Raw genomic sequence first — 17120 nt, 5'->3', positions numbered from 1 at the left:
GCTATTTTCGGCGAGATCTATATGATTTTTCATATACATCGCACGTGATTCGCACGTGGCAAGGGGGATCGATTCGCACACTGTGAGGGGGATCGATTCGCACGCAGCAAGAGGTGCCGGTCTGCCGCTTTCGCAGCATCGTTCCTGGAACCCGAAAATACGGGCGAGCGGGCGTCCTAGGCGGCTGTTTGTGTATAATGCTTGTAGCGCTGCAAGGTTACGAGAATGGAGGTAGCAAGCATGTTGAACGAAATTTCTCCCTATGAGGAAAGGGATCACGATCGATTGGTCGATATTTGGTACCGGGCCGTTCGGCTTACCCATACCTTTTTGACGGATGCGGACATCCAATTTTACCGGGAGATCGTGCAGAACGGGGCTTTGAGAGAAGTGGAAATTTGGGTGGCCAGGAATGAAAAGCAGGAGCCGACGGGGTTCATCGGGCTGGTCGGCACCAAGATCGAAATGCTATTCGTAGACCCGGAATCCCACGGCAGGGGAATCGGTAGTCGTTTGATCAAGCATGCCCAGCAATTAAAGGGCAGCACGATTCAAGTGGATGTCAACGAGCAAAACGACGGGGCATGCGCATTCTACAAAAGGTTTGGCTTCGTGCAGATCGGGCGGTCGGAATTGGACGGCTCGGGCAAGCCTTTTCCTTTGCTTCACCTTGAATACCAGTCGTAGGCCGTGCGACGCAAGCCGGAGGGCTGTTACGGGCGGTTGCGTGGCAGAACGATTGCAGGAATGTCGAAGCATTTCTCGATTCGGTTAGACAAACCAAGGGCCGGATAGGTACAATGAGATGAGGCACGATTCCTGTACAAAAGGAAGGGTTCATCCTTGCTGGAGCTATCAATTAACGAGCCCGAGGAGTTGGCGAAGGTTGCGCACGCGCTGTCCTCTCCGACGCGGCTGAGCATCATCAAGCTGTTGTTGAAACATTACAAATTAAACGTCATCGAGATCGCCGACCTGCTCCAAATTCCGGTGTCGACCGCGGCCACCAACATCAAGGTGCTGGAGGACACGGCGCTTATCCTGACGGAGCTTCAGCCGGCCAGCCGCGGCGCCATGAAGGTGTGCAGACGCAACTTCGACGACGTGCACATGATCCTGAATCCGATCGCCGGCTATCGCAATCCGAACCAAACCTACTTTATTGAAATGCCGATCGGCCATTTTAGCGATTTCGAGGTTTACCCCACCTGCGGGATGGCGAATCCGCAGCGGATGATCATCCCGGAGGATGACCCGTCCAGTTTCTATCACCCCGAATGCAAAACCGCCGAAATCATCTGGTTCCGCCAAGGCTGGATCCAGTACCGGTTTCCGAAGGTGCTGCCGGTGAACGCCCGCATTCAATCGATCGAGTTCAAGATGGAGCTGTGCTCGGAAGCACCCAACTACAACAATGATTGGCCTTCGGACATCACCTTCTGGGTCAACGGTGTCGAGGTCGGGACGTGGAAGTCGCCTGGCGACTTCGGAGACCACCGCGGCAAGTACAATCCGCCCTGGTGGAACGACACCAGCACGCAGTACGGCATCCTGAAGTCGTTCCGTGTCGACGATCAGCGAAGCACGCTGGATAATGAGCGCGTATCCGGCATCACGCTGGCCGAGTTAGGGCTGGAGTCCTCCCCGTTCATTTCCCTCCGTATAGGCATCAAGCCCGATGCCGCGCACAAAGGCGGCGTCAACTTGTTCGGCCGCGGCTTCGGCGATCACGATCAATCGATTACGATGAACATTCAATATTTAGTGGAATGAATTCTTCGGAGTTCATTCCATTCTTTTTGAAACAATAAGAATTGAACCCCATTTTTTCTCGAATGATTCAAATAATGTAGAAGAAAGCGTTGACAATTGTTCATTTTGTTTCATATAATCGGGACGTAAATAACAAAAATGAAATAATTAACTACCGGAAGCGAGGTGAGCTGCGCTTCGCAAGGCAGCATCGACCGGCAATTGGCACTTGATCTTCATCATTACATGAGGGGTGTAAACATGGCTTTGGGGAAAAAGAAATGGTGGAAAGGGTCGGCCGCGATCCTGTTGAGCTCGTTCGTCGTTCTGGCCGGCTGCGGCAAGAGCAATTCCGAATCCTCGCCGAGCGGCTCGGCGTCCCCGTCCGGCACCGCTGCTCCATCGGCTACCTCGCAAGCTTCCGCGGACAACGAGAAATCGCAAATCGAATTCATGGGCTGGGGCGGCGACACCGAGAAAGCCGTCTTTCAGAAACTGGTCGATTCCTACATGAAGAAATATCCGAACAAAAAAGTCAAATATACGGTCGTTCCACCCGGCGAGTATTATCAGAAGCTCGATACGTTGATCGCGGCGAAGAAGGCGCCCGACGTGTTCTACGCCGGCGGCGCCCAATTCAACAAATTCGTCAGCAGCGGCATTCTGCTGAACCTGCAGCCGATGCTCGAATCGAGCAATGCGCTGGATGCGAACAACGTGTGGAAGCAGGCGCTCGACCGCTACCGCTTCGACGGCAAGCAGGTCGGCTCCGGCGATCTGTACGGACTGCCCAAAGACGTAGGGCCGTGGGCGTTCGTCTACAACAAGGATCTGTTCGACAAAGCCGGTCTCGCTTACCCGAGCGCCAAGGCCGGCGAATACACCTGGGACAATATGATCGCCGACGCCCAGAAGCTGACCGTCAAAAACGCCAGGGGCAAGATCGATCAATTCGGCGTGGGCGCCTATACGCTGGAATCGGCTGTATGGGCGAACGGCGCGGACTTCATCGACTACAGCACGGGCAAGGTGACGATCGATACGCCAGAATTCGCAGAAGCGATGCAGTTCGTGGCGGATCTGAAATTGAAGTACCACGTAAGCCCGTCGGCGGACGACGAGAAGGCGCAGAACGGCTACTCGCGGTTCATCGCAGGCAAGGTCGCTATGTTCCCGATGGGGCCGTGGGATCAGCCGGCTTTCTGGAAGCTGCCGTTCAACTGGGACATCGCCGCGTGGCCGGCCAGTCCGAAAACGGGCAAGACGGCAACCTGGCTCGGCTCGCTCGGGTTCGTCGTCTCCAAGGATACGAAGCACCCGGAAGACGCGTACAATCTCGCCGCGTTCCTCAGCGTCGACCGCGATTCGCAAAAGGAAAATTATACGCTCGGCCAGGCGGTGCCGAATCTGATCGACATGGCCAAAGGCGAATTCCTGCAGATGGATAAAGCGCCGAAGAACCGTCAGGTGTTCCTCGACATCATCGAAGATTACGGCCGTCCGACGATCGAATACGGCTCCAAGAACACGAAGTGGATCGACACGATGTGGCAGGAAGCCAGTCGCGTCTGGACCGGCAAGATGACGGCGGCCGACTGGGCCAAGGAGATGCAGCCGAAGCTTCAGAAGCTGTACGACGACGGCAACAAATAAATCACCAAGGTGATCCTATGGCAAACAATGGGGCTTCGACAGCCAAACCGGTGACCGGCTTTAAACGGAAAGAAGCAATGTGGTGCTACCTCTTCATCGCGCCGCCCGTCATCGGGTTCTTGATCTTCGGATTGGCGCCGCTCCTCTACTCGCTCAGGCTCAGCACGATGGAGTGGGACATTCTGACGTCGCCGACCGGCGTCGGGCTCGCCAATTTCCGCGAAATGTTCGCGGACGAAAAGTTTTACAAAGCTTTGTTCAACACGGCTTATCTCATGATCGGCATCCCGCTCGGGATGATCGTCTCGCTGCTGCTGGCCGTCATGATGAACCGTCCGCTCAAAGGGATTTCACTGTTCCGCACGGCGTATTACATTCCCGTCATTTCCCCGATCATCGCGGTATCCCTCCTGTGGCAGTGGATGCTGAACTATGATTACGGGATCATCAACGAGTGGATCTGGCAGTTGTTCGGCGTGCAGGGCCCCAATTGGCTCGGAGATCCGAATTGGGTGAAGCCCTCCTTCATTCTGATGGGGCTGTGGGGGGGCGTCGGCGGCACGATGGTACTCTATTTGGCGGGCTTGCAGGGCATCTCCACCACGTATTACGAAGCGGCCGAGGTGGATGGAGCCGGCCGTTGGGCGAAGTTCCGCAGCATTACGCTGCCGCTGCTGTCGCCGATCCATTTCTTCGTCATCGTGATGGGCGTGATCGGCACGTTCCAGTCTTTCAGCCAAATGTACATCATGGCTACCGACGGCGGGCCGGAGTACAGCGGGGCGACCATCGTGTACTACATTTTCCAAGAAGCCTTCAAGTATTTCCGGATGGGCTACGCAAGCGCCGTAGCGTGGGCGCTCGGCGTTCTGATCTTCATCGTGACGCTCATTCAATTCCGCTTTTCCAAGCGCTGGGTTTATCAAGACTAAGGAAGTGTCTTCGCCATGATGACCAAGCAAGATCGAATCGTCAGGGGGATCGTCTATGCGCTGCTGACGGCAGGTTCCTTCCTGATGCTGGCGCCGTTCGTCTGGACCGTGTCAACGTCGTTGAAGACGCAGCAGCACGTGTTCGACGTGCCGCCCCAATGGATTCCGAAGCCGGCGACGCTGGACAATTACGTGGACGTCTGGTCGAAGGCGCCGCTGGCGTACGGATTTCTCAATAGCGCGACCATCGTGGTGTTCGTGCTGGGCATCGGCCTTTTCACGGCGGCGATGGCCGCGTACACCTTCGCCAAGTACGAATTCCGGTTCAAGGAATCGATCTTCATGGCGCTGCTCGGGACGATGATGATTCCTTATTCCGTCGTCATGATCCCGCAGTACATCGGCTTTTCCGAGATCGGCTGGGTCGATACGCTGCTGCCGTTGATCGTGCCGGGGCTGTTCGGCCACATCGTGACCGTGTTTTTCTTTCGTCAGTTCATGCAAGGCGCGATTCCGAGCGATCTCATCGACGCCGCCAAGATCGACGGCTGCGGATATTTCCGCACGTTCGTCACCGTCGGCCTTCCCATCGCGAAGCCGGCGATCGCCGCCCAGGCTGCGCTCGGGTTCATGGGCATCTGGAACGACTTCCTGGGTCCGCTTATCTACCTGCATACGCCGGAGAGGCAGACGATCCAGGTGCTGATCGCCAGCATGCAGTCCAACTACATCTCGACGTCCAACTACCCGTCCATGATGGCGGCGTCGATCGTCGCGCTCGTGCCGGTTATCCTCGTGTTCTTCTTCGCGCAGCGCTATTTCATCGAATCGATGGCCATCACGGGAATCAAGGGGTAGGAGGCGCAACATGAAGACGAACCAACGATTCGCATGGATAGCCGCCGCCGGAGGCGCGTGCGCCTTACTGCTGGTCGGGCTTGGACTCGGGATTTGGGGCGGTGCGAACGGGAAGGAAGGAGGGGCGCCTGTGACCGAGACGGCTGTGCAGGAAAAGTACCGCAACCCGATGACGCTGGACGAGGAATGGCCGGACTACGGCATCGGCGACCCGTTCGTCATGCGGTACAACGGCGTCTATTATTTGTACTGCAGCACGAAGGACGGCCGGGCCGGCATCAAAAGCTGGAGCTCGACGGACCTGGCGCATTGGAAGTACGAGGGGCTCGTCGCGGACGATCCCCTGACGACCGGCGCGTACGCGCCGGAGGTCGTCTACTGGAACGGCTATTTCTATATGAACACTTCTCCCGCGGGCAACGGCCATTACGTGCTGCGCGCCGAGCGGCCTACGGGACCGTTCACCGTGCAGACCGACAATCTGGGGCTGTCGATCGACGGAAGCGTCTTTATCGACGATGACGGACAATGGACGTTTACGCATGCCGGCGGCGGGGGAATCGTCGGCCACCGGATGACGAGCCCGACGGAGATCGATCCGGTCGGCAAGACGCTGAACGCCTTTATGGGGCATTGGACGGAAGGCTCCATGATCATCGAACGGGACGGCCTCTATTATTTGACCTATACGGGGAACCACGTGTTCAGCAAGGGCTATCGAATCAACTACGCCGTAGCCGAGGACTCCCCGCTCGGCGAATATCGCGTCCCCGACAACAACCCGATGCTGATAAGGACCGCGCCGGACTTCAACGGACTCGGCCACAGTTCGACGGTTCTCGGACCGGACCTGGATTCCTACTACCTCGTCTATCACAACCTGGTCGGCAGATCCGCGGAAGGTCCGCCCGTGCGGCAGATGAACATCGACCGGCTCGTGTTCAATGGCAGCAAAATGGCGGTGTCGGGGCCGACGCTGCAGGAGCAGCCGGTTCCGAATCCGCCGGCATTCGCCTACCGGCCGGGCGCGGGCGACGAAGGCGCCAAATGGGAGATCGGGAAAAGCGGGGACGCGACGCGGTGGCTGAGCGTACCGGCGACCCCGCAGCCCCGATTCACGGCCGAGTACAACTTCGTCGCCACGCCTCCCGGAGGGGGCGGCACGGACTTCGAGGTGCTGTTCGCCTATCGGGACGATCGCAATTACGACTATGTGAGGCTCGACACGAAGAGCAAAGCCCTCTCGCTCCATCGAATCGAAGACGGTCAGGATCGCGCGCTGGCTGCGGCCGAGCTGCCGTCGTCATTCGACTTCGGCAAGCTGCATACGATTCGCGTGGCTGCCGCGAATCCCGGCATCTCCGTCGTCTTCGACGGCATGACGAAGATCAGGCTGCCGGAAACGCCGACCTTCGGCGGGAAAATCGGGTATGCGTTCGCCGGCGGGCAGCCGGGCATCGAAGCAACCTTCTTCTCCGGCGAAGCCGGGGGGAGCGGCGACTTCGACGCGGCCAAGTCGGTGCCGGGTACCGTCGAAGCGGTCCACTACATGGAAGGCAAAGGGCGCGGGTACCAGGTCGCGCACCCGGACGGGAAAGCGGCCTTCCGTCCGCAGGACGGCGTGCCGATCGTCCGGGAGGAAGACGGAAGCTACTCGGCCCAGCTGGCGAACCGCAAAGACTGGCTGATCTATCGGCTGAATGTGGGGGAAGCGGGCACCTACAACGTGGATGCCGTGCTGAAAGCCGCGGACGGCGATGCGGAGCTGGAAATCCGGATCGGCAAGGAAAGCAGCCGCATCGTGCTGCGCAGCGATGACGAACCGGGTTGGCGCAAGCGCACGCTTGCGACTTTGACTCTCCAGCCGGGAATCCAGACGATGCAGATCAAGCTGCTAAAGGGGAAGGTCGACCTCCGCTACTTCGATCTGTACCGGACCCTGGAGTCGCCGGCGAACGTGCCGGATGCGCTGAAAGAGGTTTCCGTTGTGGACGACCTGCACGGGGATTGGTCTTCGGTAGCGGACGGATACTTCACGCCGATGGAGGGGAACGACGCCCGCATGTTCGTCGGGAGCGACGGCTGGACCGACTACGAAGTCAGTCTCGATCTGACGAGCTCTCAAGACGAGCCGCTGTACGAGGGAGCGCTGATGTTCCGGGTCACGAACGAATCGTACTTCCCCGACCAGGTCAAGGATGCGTTCCAGGGCTACGAGCTGGCGTTCCGCAACGGCAGGGCGGTCTTGCGAAAGGTGAATTACGAACGGGTGGACGAACTCGAATCCGCAAACCTGGAGACGCCGACAGGCCAAACGACGAAGGTGCGCGTCGCGGTGAAGGGCGGCCGCATCGAGGTTTACGCGAACGACGCGAAGGAGCCGCTGATGGCCACGGAAGATTCCGACGCTTATTTGCACGGCAGGGTGGGCATCCGCTCGTCCGATCCCGCCTGGACATTCGCTCATGTATCGGTGGCATTCCCTTAAACTTGACGAAGGAAGAGGGTATGGCGAGATGAGAAGGAATTCGTTACTTTCCCTGATGCGCTTTGTCGCGCTTGCGGCGATTGTGGCGACGGTGGTCGCGGGATGGCTGCCGGCGGGGCGCGCTTCGGCCGCGACGACGGGGATGGCCTGGTCCTCCGGCAGCGTGACGGCCTATGCGGCGCCGTCCGGAGGCGTCTGGTATCCGCGGCTGCTCAAGCTGAGCAACGGCGATTGGCTCCTGTCCTTCGACTCGAACGCGGACGGCGGACGCGTCAAGGTCAAGGTCGTTCGCAGCACCGACGGCGGCGCGACCTGGAGCTCGCCGGTCGACGCGGCTGCGGATGCCTCGGGCGACTGCGCCAACGGGCAGATGCTCCAGTTGGCCGACGGCAGCATCTGGCTGGCTTACCGCGTCGTCGTTCAATCCGGCAGCACGTATTCGACCTACCTGAAGGTGCGCGTCAGCACGAACGGCGGAAGCGCATGGAGCGATCTGCCGGGCGGTCAGATCGCCGCGGAAACCGCGAATTCATTCAAGGGCGTCTGGGAGCCCCATCTCGGCCTGATCGGCAGCACGATCGCCGTCATGTACGCCAATGACAGCCCCAGCGTGACCGGCGCGTCCGGCAAGCAAAATCTGTACATGAAAACGTGGACCGGCTCCGGATGGGGCTCCGCCACCCTGGTGAGCGACGGCGTGGCCGCGGGTTCGCGGGACGGCATGCCGGTATGGACCCGGATGGGCGACGGGAGATACATTCTCGTCTTCGAGGCGTCCGACCAAAACGGGTACCCGTTCGTCATTCGCTACAAAATTTCTTCGGACGGCTACAACTGGTCGGGTGCTCGGCAGACGCTCTATATGCCGGCGAAGACGGGCAAGAAAGCCGGCGCTCCCTTCGTGGTCAAGCTCGGGGACGGCAGGCTGATGGCCTCCTTCCAGACGGACGAGGACAGCCCCAATACGGGGGACGCGTACTCCTCGATGCGCACGATGATCAGCGCGGACAACGGCGCGTCCTGGGGCAGCAAGTTCAACCCCTATCCGGTATCCGATACGACCTACGCCAACTGGAACGCCCTGCTGGCGAGCGACGCGACGCAGGCGGTCGCCGCGACGAGCACGAATTTCCCGTCCGCGCGCATCGTCCTTCGTTTCGGCAACGCCGGCACGCCGTCTAACGTCAACCTGTCGAACAACTGGGGCTTCGAGACCGCGAACGTCAACGGCTGGACGACGTACGGCGACGATTATCCGAACCGCATCCTCATCCACGGCGCGAACGACGGCATCGCGCGGGCGCCGGGAGGCGGCAATTATTTCGTCGGTCTCGCGGGCACGAGCGGCCCCGGCACCGCCTACGTCGGCCAGACGATCACCGGATTGGACAGCGGCACCTATACCCTCAGAGCGTATATGCGCAGCAGCGGCGGACAGAACGCCGCCTATATGGAGGTCAAGGATTACGGGGGCGTCGCGCAAACCGCGAATTTCCCGGTCACGACGACCTGGACGCAGGTGACGATTCCGGGCGTGGCGGTGACGAACGGACAGGCGACGATCGGGTTTTACGCTTCCATGAGCGGTTCGAGCCAGTGGGCTGACCTCGATAACGTCGAATGGATCAAGACGTCCTCCAGCACGCCGCTGAACACGAACCTGACGAACAATGGGGGCTTCGAGACCGCGAACGTCAACGGCTGGACGACGTACGGCGACGATTATCCGAACCGCATCCTCATCCACGGCATCAACGACGGCATCGCGCGGGCGCCGGGAGGCGGCAATTATTTCGTCGGTCTCGCGGGCACGAGCGGTCCCGGCACCGCCTATGTCGGCCAGACGATCACGGGACTTCAGAACGGCACGTATACAATGAGAGCCTATTTGCGGAGCAGCGGCGGGCAGAACGCCGCGTACATGGAGGTCAAGGATTACGGAGGCGGCGCGCTTACCGCGAACTTTCCGGCGACGACGACTTGGACGCAGGTGACGATCCCGGGCGTCGGTGTGACGGGCGGCCGGGCGACGATCGGGTTTTACGCCTCCATGAACAGCTCCAGCCAATGGGCGGATATCGACAACGTCGAATGGATTCGCACGAGCTAGGCTAGACGTCGCAAGGGCCTCCAGCCGGAGGCCCTTGCTTACAGAGAACAACGGGAGTGATTTTCAGCTTATGGCAACCAAGATGTACAGGAAAGATTATCCGAGACCGCAATTCGTGCGCGAGACCTGGATCGGATTAAACGGAGAATGGGATTTCCGCTTCGACGACGCCAATGCGGGAGAGTCGGAACGTTGGTACGAAACGTTCGAAGGCGATCGGAAGATCGTCGTGCCTTTTACTTACGAGACCAAAGCCAGCGGCATTGGCGAAGAAGCGTTTCACCCGAACGTGTGGTACAGCCGAACCGTGGCCATTCCGGCCCATCCATCGGGCAACAGAGCCATCCTTCACTTCCAGGCGGTCGACTATACGGCCAAGCTGTGGGTGAACGGGCGATTCGTCGGTCAGCATCAAGGCGGCTATGCCGCATTCTCCTTCGATATAACGCCGTACGTGCGATTCGGCGAAGAGAACGCGATCGTCCTGAAGGCGGAAGACAGCCAGAGCTGCACGCAGCCTCGGGGCAAGCAGCGCTGGACAAACGACAGCTTCGAATGCTTTTACGTGCAGACGACGGGCATCTGGCAAAGCGTGTGGATGGAATTCGTCTCGGACGTTCATCTGCAATCGGTGAAAATCACGCCCGATCTCGACAACTACGCCGTGCGCTTCGAGTTCCGGACGGAAGGGGAATTGCCGAGCTCCGGCTTGGAGCTGGAAGCCCGCGTCAGCTTCCAGGGCCGGACGGTCAAGCAATTCCGGGTCAACGTTGACCGCGCCTGGCTGAGGTTCGATACGGATCTGCTGCACGAAGCGAACGGTCCCTGGAAAGTGAAGGCCTGGTCGCCGCGGCATCCGAACCTTTACGACGTCGAATTCGTGCTACGCCGGGACGGCCAAGAGATCGATCGCGTCTTCTCTTATTTCGGCATGCGGAAAATCTCGATCGAGAACGGGCAGGTGCTGCTCAACAACGCCCCGTTGTATCAGCGGTTCATCCTGGATCAGGGATACTGGCTGGACAGCCACCTGACTCCTCCGTCGGAGGAGGCGATGTTGAAGGATATCGATTTGGTTCTCGACATGGGCTATAACGGGGTCCGCAAGCATATGAAAATCGAGGACGCCCGGTTCCTTTATTGGTGCGACGTGAAAGGGCTGCTGGTCTGGTCGGAAATGCCGGCCGTCTTCGAGTTCAACGACGACTCCGTGGAGGCCTTCAGCCGGGAGTGGCTGGCGGTCGTGCGGCAGCAGTACAACCATCCGAGCATCGTCGCCTGGGTGCCCTTCAACGAATCGTGGGGCCTCATGCACATCCGGACGAACCGGCGGCAGCAGCAGTTCACGGAGAGCATCTACCATTTGACCAAAACGATCGACCCGAATCGGCCCGTGATCGTCAACGACGGCTGGGAGCATACGGTGTCCGACATCCTGACCCTGCACGACTACGAGGAGGACGGGGCGGCCTTGCTGGAGCGGTACGCGGACGAGCAGGCGATTACGGACAACAAGATCGCCTTCAACCGGGCCAAATTCGCGATGGCGCAAGGGTACGCCTATCGCGGGCAGCCGATCATCGTCAGCGAATTCGGCGGCATCGCGTTCCAGACCGAGCTGGGCTGGGGCTACGGCAAGCAGGTCGCGGGGGAGGAAGCGTTTATCGAGCGGTTCGATCGCATCACGCAGGCGATTAAAAGAACGCCGTACATCTGCGGATACTGCTATACTCAGATTACGGACGTTCAGCAGGAGATGAACGGCCTGCTCACCGCGGACCGAGTGCCCAAAATTCCGCTCGAGCGAATTCGCGAGATCAACCTGGGCTAGCCGGACTCGCTTTTTCGGCAGCACGGGAAACACGCTGCCGAGGAGCGATTGCCATGGATCGGTATAGACCGAGGTATCACTTCACGTCCTATCGCAACTGGATAAACGACCCGAACGGCCCCTTCGTATGGAACGGCGAGTATCACCTGTTCTACCAGCACAACCCTTCCGGCAAGGAATGGGGCGACATCCATTGGGGTCATGCGAAAAGCGGGGACTTGGTCAACTGGAGCCGACTGCCCGTCGCGCTGGCTCCTTCGCGCGAGCTGGGAGAGCTCCATTGCTATTCGGGCTGCGCGGTCCCGAGCGACGGCGAGATCACGCTGTTCTATACGAGCGTCGGCGAAGGCGAGCGCAACGCGTCGACCGGCGCGCAGCAGTGGATCGCCTCGTCCCGCGACGGCACGGTGTGGCGCAAGCCGTCCGCCAATCCGCTGCTGACGGAGGAGATTCACGGGGAGCTCCGCATCACGGAATGGAGGGACCCCTACGTCTGGAAAGAGCCAGGCGGCAACGAGTGGCACATGCTGCTCGGAGGCACGCTCGAAGGCCGGGGCTGCGCGCTGATCTACCATTCCGCGGATCTCGGTCATTGGCGCTTCGGCGGGATTTACCATCGGAGCGAAGCGGCGCTCTGCGAGTGCCCCCACCTGTTCCGGTTCGGTGACAGGGCCCTGCTGCTGTATTCGCCGAACGGGCCGGTTCAATATGTATCCGGCTTGTGGGACGCCGGCGGATTGACGGAAGAGCTCGCCCGGGGAACGGTCGATTACGGAGGCTGGGAAGGCTTCTATGCGTCGACCGGGTTCGTGGACGAAGGCGGCCGCCGCATTCTGCTCGGCTGGATGCCGGAAGGGCGAGGGGACGGCTTCCCGGTGCCGCTGGAGTGGACGGGAGCGCTGGCGCTGCCGCGCCTCGTGGATCTGAAGGCGGACGGTACGCTGTCCGTCGTGCCGATCCCCGAGATCGAGACGTTGCGAGGCGAGCGCGCGAGCTTTGCGAACGTCCGCGTCGGATCGGCCCCGTTCGATGCGGGCGTGCGGTCGTCCTCCTTCGAGTGCGCGCTCGAGATCGAGAGGCCGGCTGTCGGCGGCGAATTGGCCGTTTCCGTGCTGGCCTCGCCATGCGGCCGAGAACGGACGGAGGTGCGGCTCGATTTCACGGCGGGTACCATAGCCATCGATCGGTCGCATTCGAGTTTGTTCCCGGGCGTTCACAAAACGTCCGTGATCGGCAAGCTGCCGGAGGGAGAGGCGGGGGCAGTGCTAAAGCTGCGCGTATTCGTGGACCAATCGGTCATCGAATGCTTCGCCGACGACGCGGCCATCTTGACGGCAAGGGTGTATCCATCCTTGGACGACAGTCTCGGGATCCGGCTGCAGGCCGGCGGCGAGGCTCGGATCGCCAGCCTGGACATCTGGGAGATGCGGGCGGCCGAGATTCAGTGAAGCGTAAACATCGAAAGACCGCGTAGAATGCGGGTTTGAGGACTGTAACAGGTTGCCGGGAGGCGGGCCGTTACAGTCCTCTTTTACGTTCTCGTTCAACAGGACATCTGAAGCGGGAGATATCAGCCCGCGCGCGAAAGTTAGGATGAACTTCGCCTGCCGGCAACCTTCCGTTTACCTTCGTGCCCTACAATTAGGGTAATGACGGATGAGGAAGGGGAGCTTTTTATGATCAGGATGAGTTCGGGGTGGCGATCGTGATCACCTTGGCTTCCGTGTCTTACGCCATTCGAACGCGGCGTTCCGCATCCGTCGCGGCGCCGACGAAGCAATCATACTAAAGGAGGTCGAAGAGAGTATGAAAACCATGAATACGGCAGCGAGCCGACAGCAGGCCCCAACCCTAAGAACGATACCCGCTTGGACGGGTTATGTCGGGTTTCTCTGGGCGATGGTATACGCAGTTTTCGTTCGATTTTACCAAGCGGCGGGAGGGAAGATCGGATTGCCGGCCCAGCCCGAACACCCCGCAGGATTTTCCATGGCCAGCTACGTCGCCGGCGTATTGATCCTGTTGGCCGGCTTTGTCCTGATCGCGCTCGTCAAGCCTTGGAGCAGGGTCGTTCCTTCGCGGGTGCCGCGGATCGGCGGGAGAAAAATCCGGCCCGGCATTCTGTTGGTCCCTACCCTTCTCTGCAGTGCTTTCGCCATGGCGCACGGAATCAGCGGAGTGATCACCAAAGCGCTTAGTCTGTCCGGGTTCATGACGATTCATCTGCAGGGATGGAAGGTTGTCGATGTCCAACGTCTCTTCCTCTGGGATATGCTGTTTTACGAGCCGTGGTTTATCGTCATGGGCGCACTCGCTGGCCTTACGGCCTTGCATTATGCGCAAGCCTCCGATATTCCACCCTCCGTTATCAAACGAAGCGCCGTTCTGTTCCTCGGTTTCGTCGCGATCTTGGCGCCTTTGTTTGTAGGGGCTATTATAGTATTGTTTTAAGAAAGCGATATGTTTATGGTTCGACGGGAGGATCGACATCGTGCGGAATGAAGCGATTTTGCTGGTGGACGACGAGGCGGGCATTCTGAACATGCTGGACAACCTTCTTCGAAAAGAAGGCTATTCCCGCATCGTAAAAGCCGGAACCGCCGCGGAAGCGCTTATGGCCGTGCGAACGACGCGCTTCGACATGATCGTGCTGGATGTGATGCTGCCGGATATGGACGGCTTCACCCTATGCACGGAATTGCGCAAAACCGTCAACACGCCCGTATTGTTCCTTACCGCCCGTTCCAGCGATTTGGATAAATTGCAGGGCTTGTACTTGGGCGGGGACGACTATGTTACCAAGCCTTTCAATCCGATGGAGGTCGTCGCGCGGATACAGGCTCATTTGAGGCGGAGCGCTCTGTATGCGTCGGATGCTTTGGGTGCGGAGGAGCTGTACCGTTATGGGACGTTTACGGTCAATCGGACGACCGGGCAGCTGATCGTCAACGAGACGGAGATGCCGTGTCCGGCGAAAGAACTGGAGCTGCTGCTCTATTTTTGCAGGCATCCGAACCGGGTGTTCACCGCCCAGCAATTATACGAGCAAGTGTGGGGCGCGATGGTGGAGGGAGACGAGAAAACGGTCGTCATCCATATTTCCAGACTTCGGAAAAAGCTGGAGGCCGATCCGTCCGACCCGAAGCTGATCGTGACCCTAAGAGGAATCGGGTACAAGTTCGTGCCGCCTGCGGGAGGATAAGGCCATGAACTTTATCCTTCGCGTAGCGCTGCGGCTGCTGGCGGCTTTTTTGCTCCTGTTCGCGATCATTCAAGCGATCGCGATCGTAACGGTCCGTTTTTTTTGGCCGCAGGCCACCACGAACGAGATCAGTCTGGCGCACTTCGAGATTTTTGTGCTGGCTTTGTGCGGCGTCCTTTTTTTGCTGACTTTGCTCTTGATCGGCTGGTACTTGGGGAAGCCGGTGTATTTCATTATGGTTTGGATCAGGCGTTTGACAAGCGGCCAATATGAGCTTCCCGAGCGCTGGGATCAGATCCGCTCCCGCAAAGGCGGAACGTTAAAGATTCAGTACGCGGTGTACCGGGAGCTGCTCGAGCACGTCGGGAAGCTTGCGGCTACGCTGGAAAACAACAAGAAGGAGCTGCAGCAGTCGGAACGGGCGAAGCAAGAATGGATTCGCGGGATCTCGCACGATTTGAAGACGCCGTTAACCTACATCTCCGGCTACTCGACCATGCTGCTGAACCCGGAGTATCGCTGGAGCGATGCGGAGCGGAGGGAGTTTCTGTCCGTCATCCAGCAGAAGGCGGCTCATCTGCAGGAGCTTGTCCTCGATCTCAATGAATCGCTGCAAGGGCAGGTCCCGCTCAAGAAGGAGGAAACGGATCTCGTCGAACTGGTGCGCCGGACGGTGGCGGATGTCGGCAGCGCGCCTTGGGCGGCCGGTTACCCGTTCGGGATGGACGCGGAGCCGGATTCTCTGATCGTCTGCTGCGATCCGAAGCTGCTGACGAGGGCCGTTCGCAATTTGCTCGTGAACGCGGTCGTCCATAATCCGGAAGGGACCGAAATTTCGGTTCGCATTTCCCGTCTCCACGACCGGTCGGCGGAGATTCGAATCGAAGATAACGGCGTGGGGTTCAGCGCGAAGCCCGTTCCGAGCGGCGCTGCGGCATCTTCCGGACGCTTGGGCTTGGGCATGTCCATTGCCCGGCAGCTTATCGAAGCGCATGGCGGAGACTTGAGCGTGATCAGCAAGCCGAACGAAGGAACGTTCCTGTCGATCCGGTTGCCGCCGGTCGAAGATTAGGCGTTGTTCTCCCGCTTATGCGACGCGTGGAAGGCCGGCAGGCCCGCTCTTTCGGGCAGCTGTCGGCCGGCTCAGAAGGGCCAAAGACAAATTGCAGAAGGAGTTGTTCGAATTGGCGGCGAAGACCATGGGCAAGAACAAATTGGGCGAGGCGTTCGAGCAGAAGGTCGTAAAGAGGGTCGTCGGTATTTCCTGCATCAACTTCCCCGTAAAGAACGTGGATATTTCGGCGCAATGGTATGCGGAACATCTGGGCTGCCGATTGGTTCGCGAGCCAATCCGTACGGCGGACGGCGCCAATGCCATCATCCAATTGGGGGAAAACGGCCCGAATGTTTTCTTGCATGAGGAAGCGGAAAGAACGCCGCTGCATTTTACCCGCAACGGAGCGCCTGCCTCGCTCTTCGAATTGAAGACGGACGATATCGAATCCTTCTATGCCCAGTTAAAAGCGGAAGGCGTGCAAGTAGGCGAGCGATACGATAATGCCCCCTGCTCCAAATATTTCGACGTGGTGGATCCGGACGGCAATACCATCACCATCGCCGAATGGTTTTAAAACTTAGAATACAAGAAGAGAAACACCGCCACAGTAGCCCCGAGCTGCGGCGGTGTTTTTGTTAGGCACAAGTTTTTGAAAAATAATAGTTGCAATACCATCCTATTCGATTTACACTCCAATTAGTTGCAATAGCATCCTATTTAAGGAGGGGTTGATCTGAGTCAGCATTGGAGACCCAGCGGCAAGAGCGCTACGGAATCGCTGGGCCAATACGTTTCGGCGATCTACCGCCATATGCAGGTCTTGATCTCAGGTGAACTGGCGCCCTATCGCATCGGAAGCGGCCAGTACATGTATCTGATGGCGATCGCGTTCGGAGAACCCATGACGCAGAAGGCGCTGAACGAGAAGCTGCTCATCGACAAGACCACGACGGCCAAGGCGATCGCCAAGCTCGAATCCGAGGGATACGTGCGAAGAGAAGCCGATCCGGCCGACAACCGCTATCACCTGCTGTATTTGACGGAAGAGGGACGCGAGGTGGTACCGAAGGTGCAGGAAGCGCTGGGGCGCATCAAAAACAAAATTCGCAGGGGCATGGCCGACGAAGAGTATGACGTGCTGTTGGGCCTGTTGAAAACCGTACTTCGCAATGTGAGCGAACAAGAGAGCAGCGGTACGATGTCAAGACCTTAAATCAGACATATTTGAATGAAGCGC

Annotated in this window: 14 protein-coding genes; all 14 read left to right on the top strand. The window is 59.1% G+C overall.

Annotated elements, in window-relative coordinates; all coding sequences use genetic code 11:
- Positions 1 to 240 precede the first annotated feature (240 nt).
- Entirely contained in the window at positions 241 to 687 is a 447-nt protein-coding gene (locus tag LKX83_RS11645; protein WP_227882422.1) for an acetyltransferase, read from the top strand.
- 156 nt (positions 688 to 843) lie between these two features.
- Entirely contained in the window at positions 844 to 1773 is a 930-nt protein-coding gene (locus tag LKX83_RS11640) for an ArsR/SmtB family transcription factor (protein ID WP_227882420.1), read from the top strand.
- A gap of 240 nt (positions 1774 to 2013) precedes the next feature.
- Positions 2014 to 3405: an ABC transporter substrate-binding protein gene (locus tag LKX83_RS11635; protein ID WP_227882418.1), complete on the top strand. Its 1392-nt coding sequence runs from the start codon at positions 2014 to 2016 to the stop codon at positions 3403 to 3405.
- Positions 3406 to 3422: 17 nt separating this feature from the next.
- On the top strand, positions 3423 to 4337 hold the full coding sequence (locus LKX83_RS11630; protein ID WP_227882416.1) for a carbohydrate ABC transporter permease: 915 nt from the start codon (positions 3423 to 3425) through the stop codon (positions 4335 to 4337).
- A gap of 18 nt (positions 4338 to 4355) precedes the next feature.
- Positions 4356 to 5195, top strand: a complete 840-nt coding sequence (locus LKX83_RS11625; protein WP_227882596.1) for a carbohydrate ABC transporter permease — start codon at positions 4356 to 4358, stop codon at positions 5193 to 5195.
- A 10-nt stretch (positions 5196 to 5205) separates the two neighbouring features.
- Positions 5206 to 7683 (top strand): family 43 glycosylhydrolase, encoded by a 2478-nt coding sequence (locus tag LKX83_RS11620; RefSeq protein ID WP_227882415.1) that lies wholly within the window; start codon positions 5206 to 5208, stop codon positions 7681 to 7683.
- 28 nt (positions 7684 to 7711) lie between these two features.
- On the top strand, positions 7712 to 9793 hold the full coding sequence (locus LKX83_RS11615; RefSeq protein ID WP_227882414.1) for a hypothetical protein: 2082 nt from the start codon (positions 7712 to 7714) through the stop codon (positions 9791 to 9793).
- Between the two features lie 70 nt (positions 9794 to 9863).
- Entirely contained in the window at positions 9864 to 11624 is a 1761-nt protein-coding gene (locus LKX83_RS11610; RefSeq protein ID WP_227882413.1) for a glycoside hydrolase family 2 protein, read from the top strand.
- 53 nt (positions 11625 to 11677) lie between these two features.
- A complete protein-coding gene (locus LKX83_RS11605; protein WP_227882412.1) occupies positions 11678 to 13072 on the top strand; it encodes a glycoside hydrolase family 32 protein in 1395 nt (464 codons plus the stop codon).
- Between the two features lie 358 nt (positions 13073 to 13430).
- On the top strand, positions 13431 to 14075 hold the full coding sequence (locus LKX83_RS11600) for a DUF3995 domain-containing protein (RefSeq protein WP_227882411.1): 645 nt from the start codon (positions 13431 to 13433) through the stop codon (positions 14073 to 14075).
- Between the two features lie 40 nt (positions 14076 to 14115).
- On the top strand, positions 14116 to 14826 hold the full coding sequence (locus LKX83_RS11595) for a response regulator transcription factor (protein WP_227882409.1): 711 nt from the start codon (positions 14116 to 14118) through the stop codon (positions 14824 to 14826).
- A gap of 4 nt (positions 14827 to 14830) precedes the next feature.
- A complete protein-coding gene (locus tag LKX83_RS11590) occupies positions 14831 to 15898 on the top strand; it encodes a sensor histidine kinase (RefSeq protein WP_227882408.1) in 1068 nt (355 codons plus the stop codon).
- A gap of 112 nt (positions 15899 to 16010) precedes the next feature.
- The gene (locus tag LKX83_RS11585) at positions 16011 to 16457 is read left to right on the top strand and encodes a VOC family protein (RefSeq protein WP_227882407.1); all 447 of its coding nucleotides are present in this window, start codon (positions 16011 to 16013) and stop codon (positions 16455 to 16457) included.
- Positions 16458 to 16694: 237 nt separating this feature from the next.
- Positions 16695 to 17096 (top strand): MarR family winged helix-turn-helix transcriptional regulator, encoded by a 402-nt coding sequence (locus LKX83_RS11580; protein WP_227882406.1) that lies wholly within the window; start codon positions 16695 to 16697, stop codon positions 17094 to 17096.
- The last annotated feature ends 24 nt before the right edge of the window (positions 17097 to 17120 follow it).

The sequence above is a fragment of the Cohnella baijiui genome, from assembly GCF_020731285.1.
Classification (GTDB): Bacteria; Bacillota; Bacilli; order Paenibacillales; family Paenibacillaceae; genus Cohnella.
The sequence above is the reverse complement of the archived record's forward strand: the minus strand, read 5'-3'. Positions and strand labels throughout refer to the sequence as shown.

Excerpts from the sequence above, each read along its gene's own strand:
- LKX83_RS11645 (WP_227882422.1), top strand. The coding sequence starts at position 241 with ATGTTGAACGAAATTTCTCCCTATGAGGAAAGGGATCACGATCGATTG.
- LKX83_RS11615 (WP_227882414.1), top strand. The coding sequence starts at position 7,712 with ATGAGAAGGAATTCGTTACTTTCCCTGATGCGCTTTGTCGCGCTTGCG.
- LKX83_RS11635 (WP_227882418.1), top strand. The coding sequence starts at position 2,014 with ATGGCTTTGGGGAAAAAGAAATGGTGGAAAGGGTCGGCCGCGATCCTG.
- LKX83_RS11590 (WP_227882408.1), top strand. The coding sequence starts at position 14,831 with ATGAACTTTATCCTTCGCGTAGCGCTGCGGCTGCTGGCGGCTTTTTTG.
- LKX83_RS11620 (WP_227882415.1), top strand. The coding sequence starts at position 5,206 with ATGAAGACGAACCAACGATTCGCATGGATAGCCGCCGCCGGAGGCGCG.
- LKX83_RS11580 (WP_227882406.1), top strand. The coding sequence starts at position 16,695 with ATGCAGGTCTTGATCTCAGGTGAACTGGCGCCCTATCGCATCGGAAGC.
- LKX83_RS11630 (WP_227882416.1), top strand. The coding sequence starts at position 3,423 with ATGGCAAACAATGGGGCTTCGACAGCCAAACCGGTGACCGGCTTTAAA.
- LKX83_RS11600 (WP_227882411.1), top strand. The coding sequence starts at position 13,431 with ATGAAAACCATGAATACGGCAGCGAGCCGACAGCAGGCCCCAACCCTA.
- LKX83_RS11625 (WP_227882596.1), top strand. The coding sequence starts at position 4,356 with ATGACCAAGCAAGATCGAATCGTCAGGGGGATCGTCTATGCGCTGCTG.
- LKX83_RS11610 (WP_227882413.1), top strand. The coding sequence starts at position 9,864 with ATGGCAACCAAGATGTACAGGAAAGATTATCCGAGACCGCAATTCGTG.
- LKX83_RS11605 (WP_227882412.1), top strand. The coding sequence starts at position 11,678 with ATGGATCGGTATAGACCGAGGTATCACTTCACGTCCTATCGCAACTGG.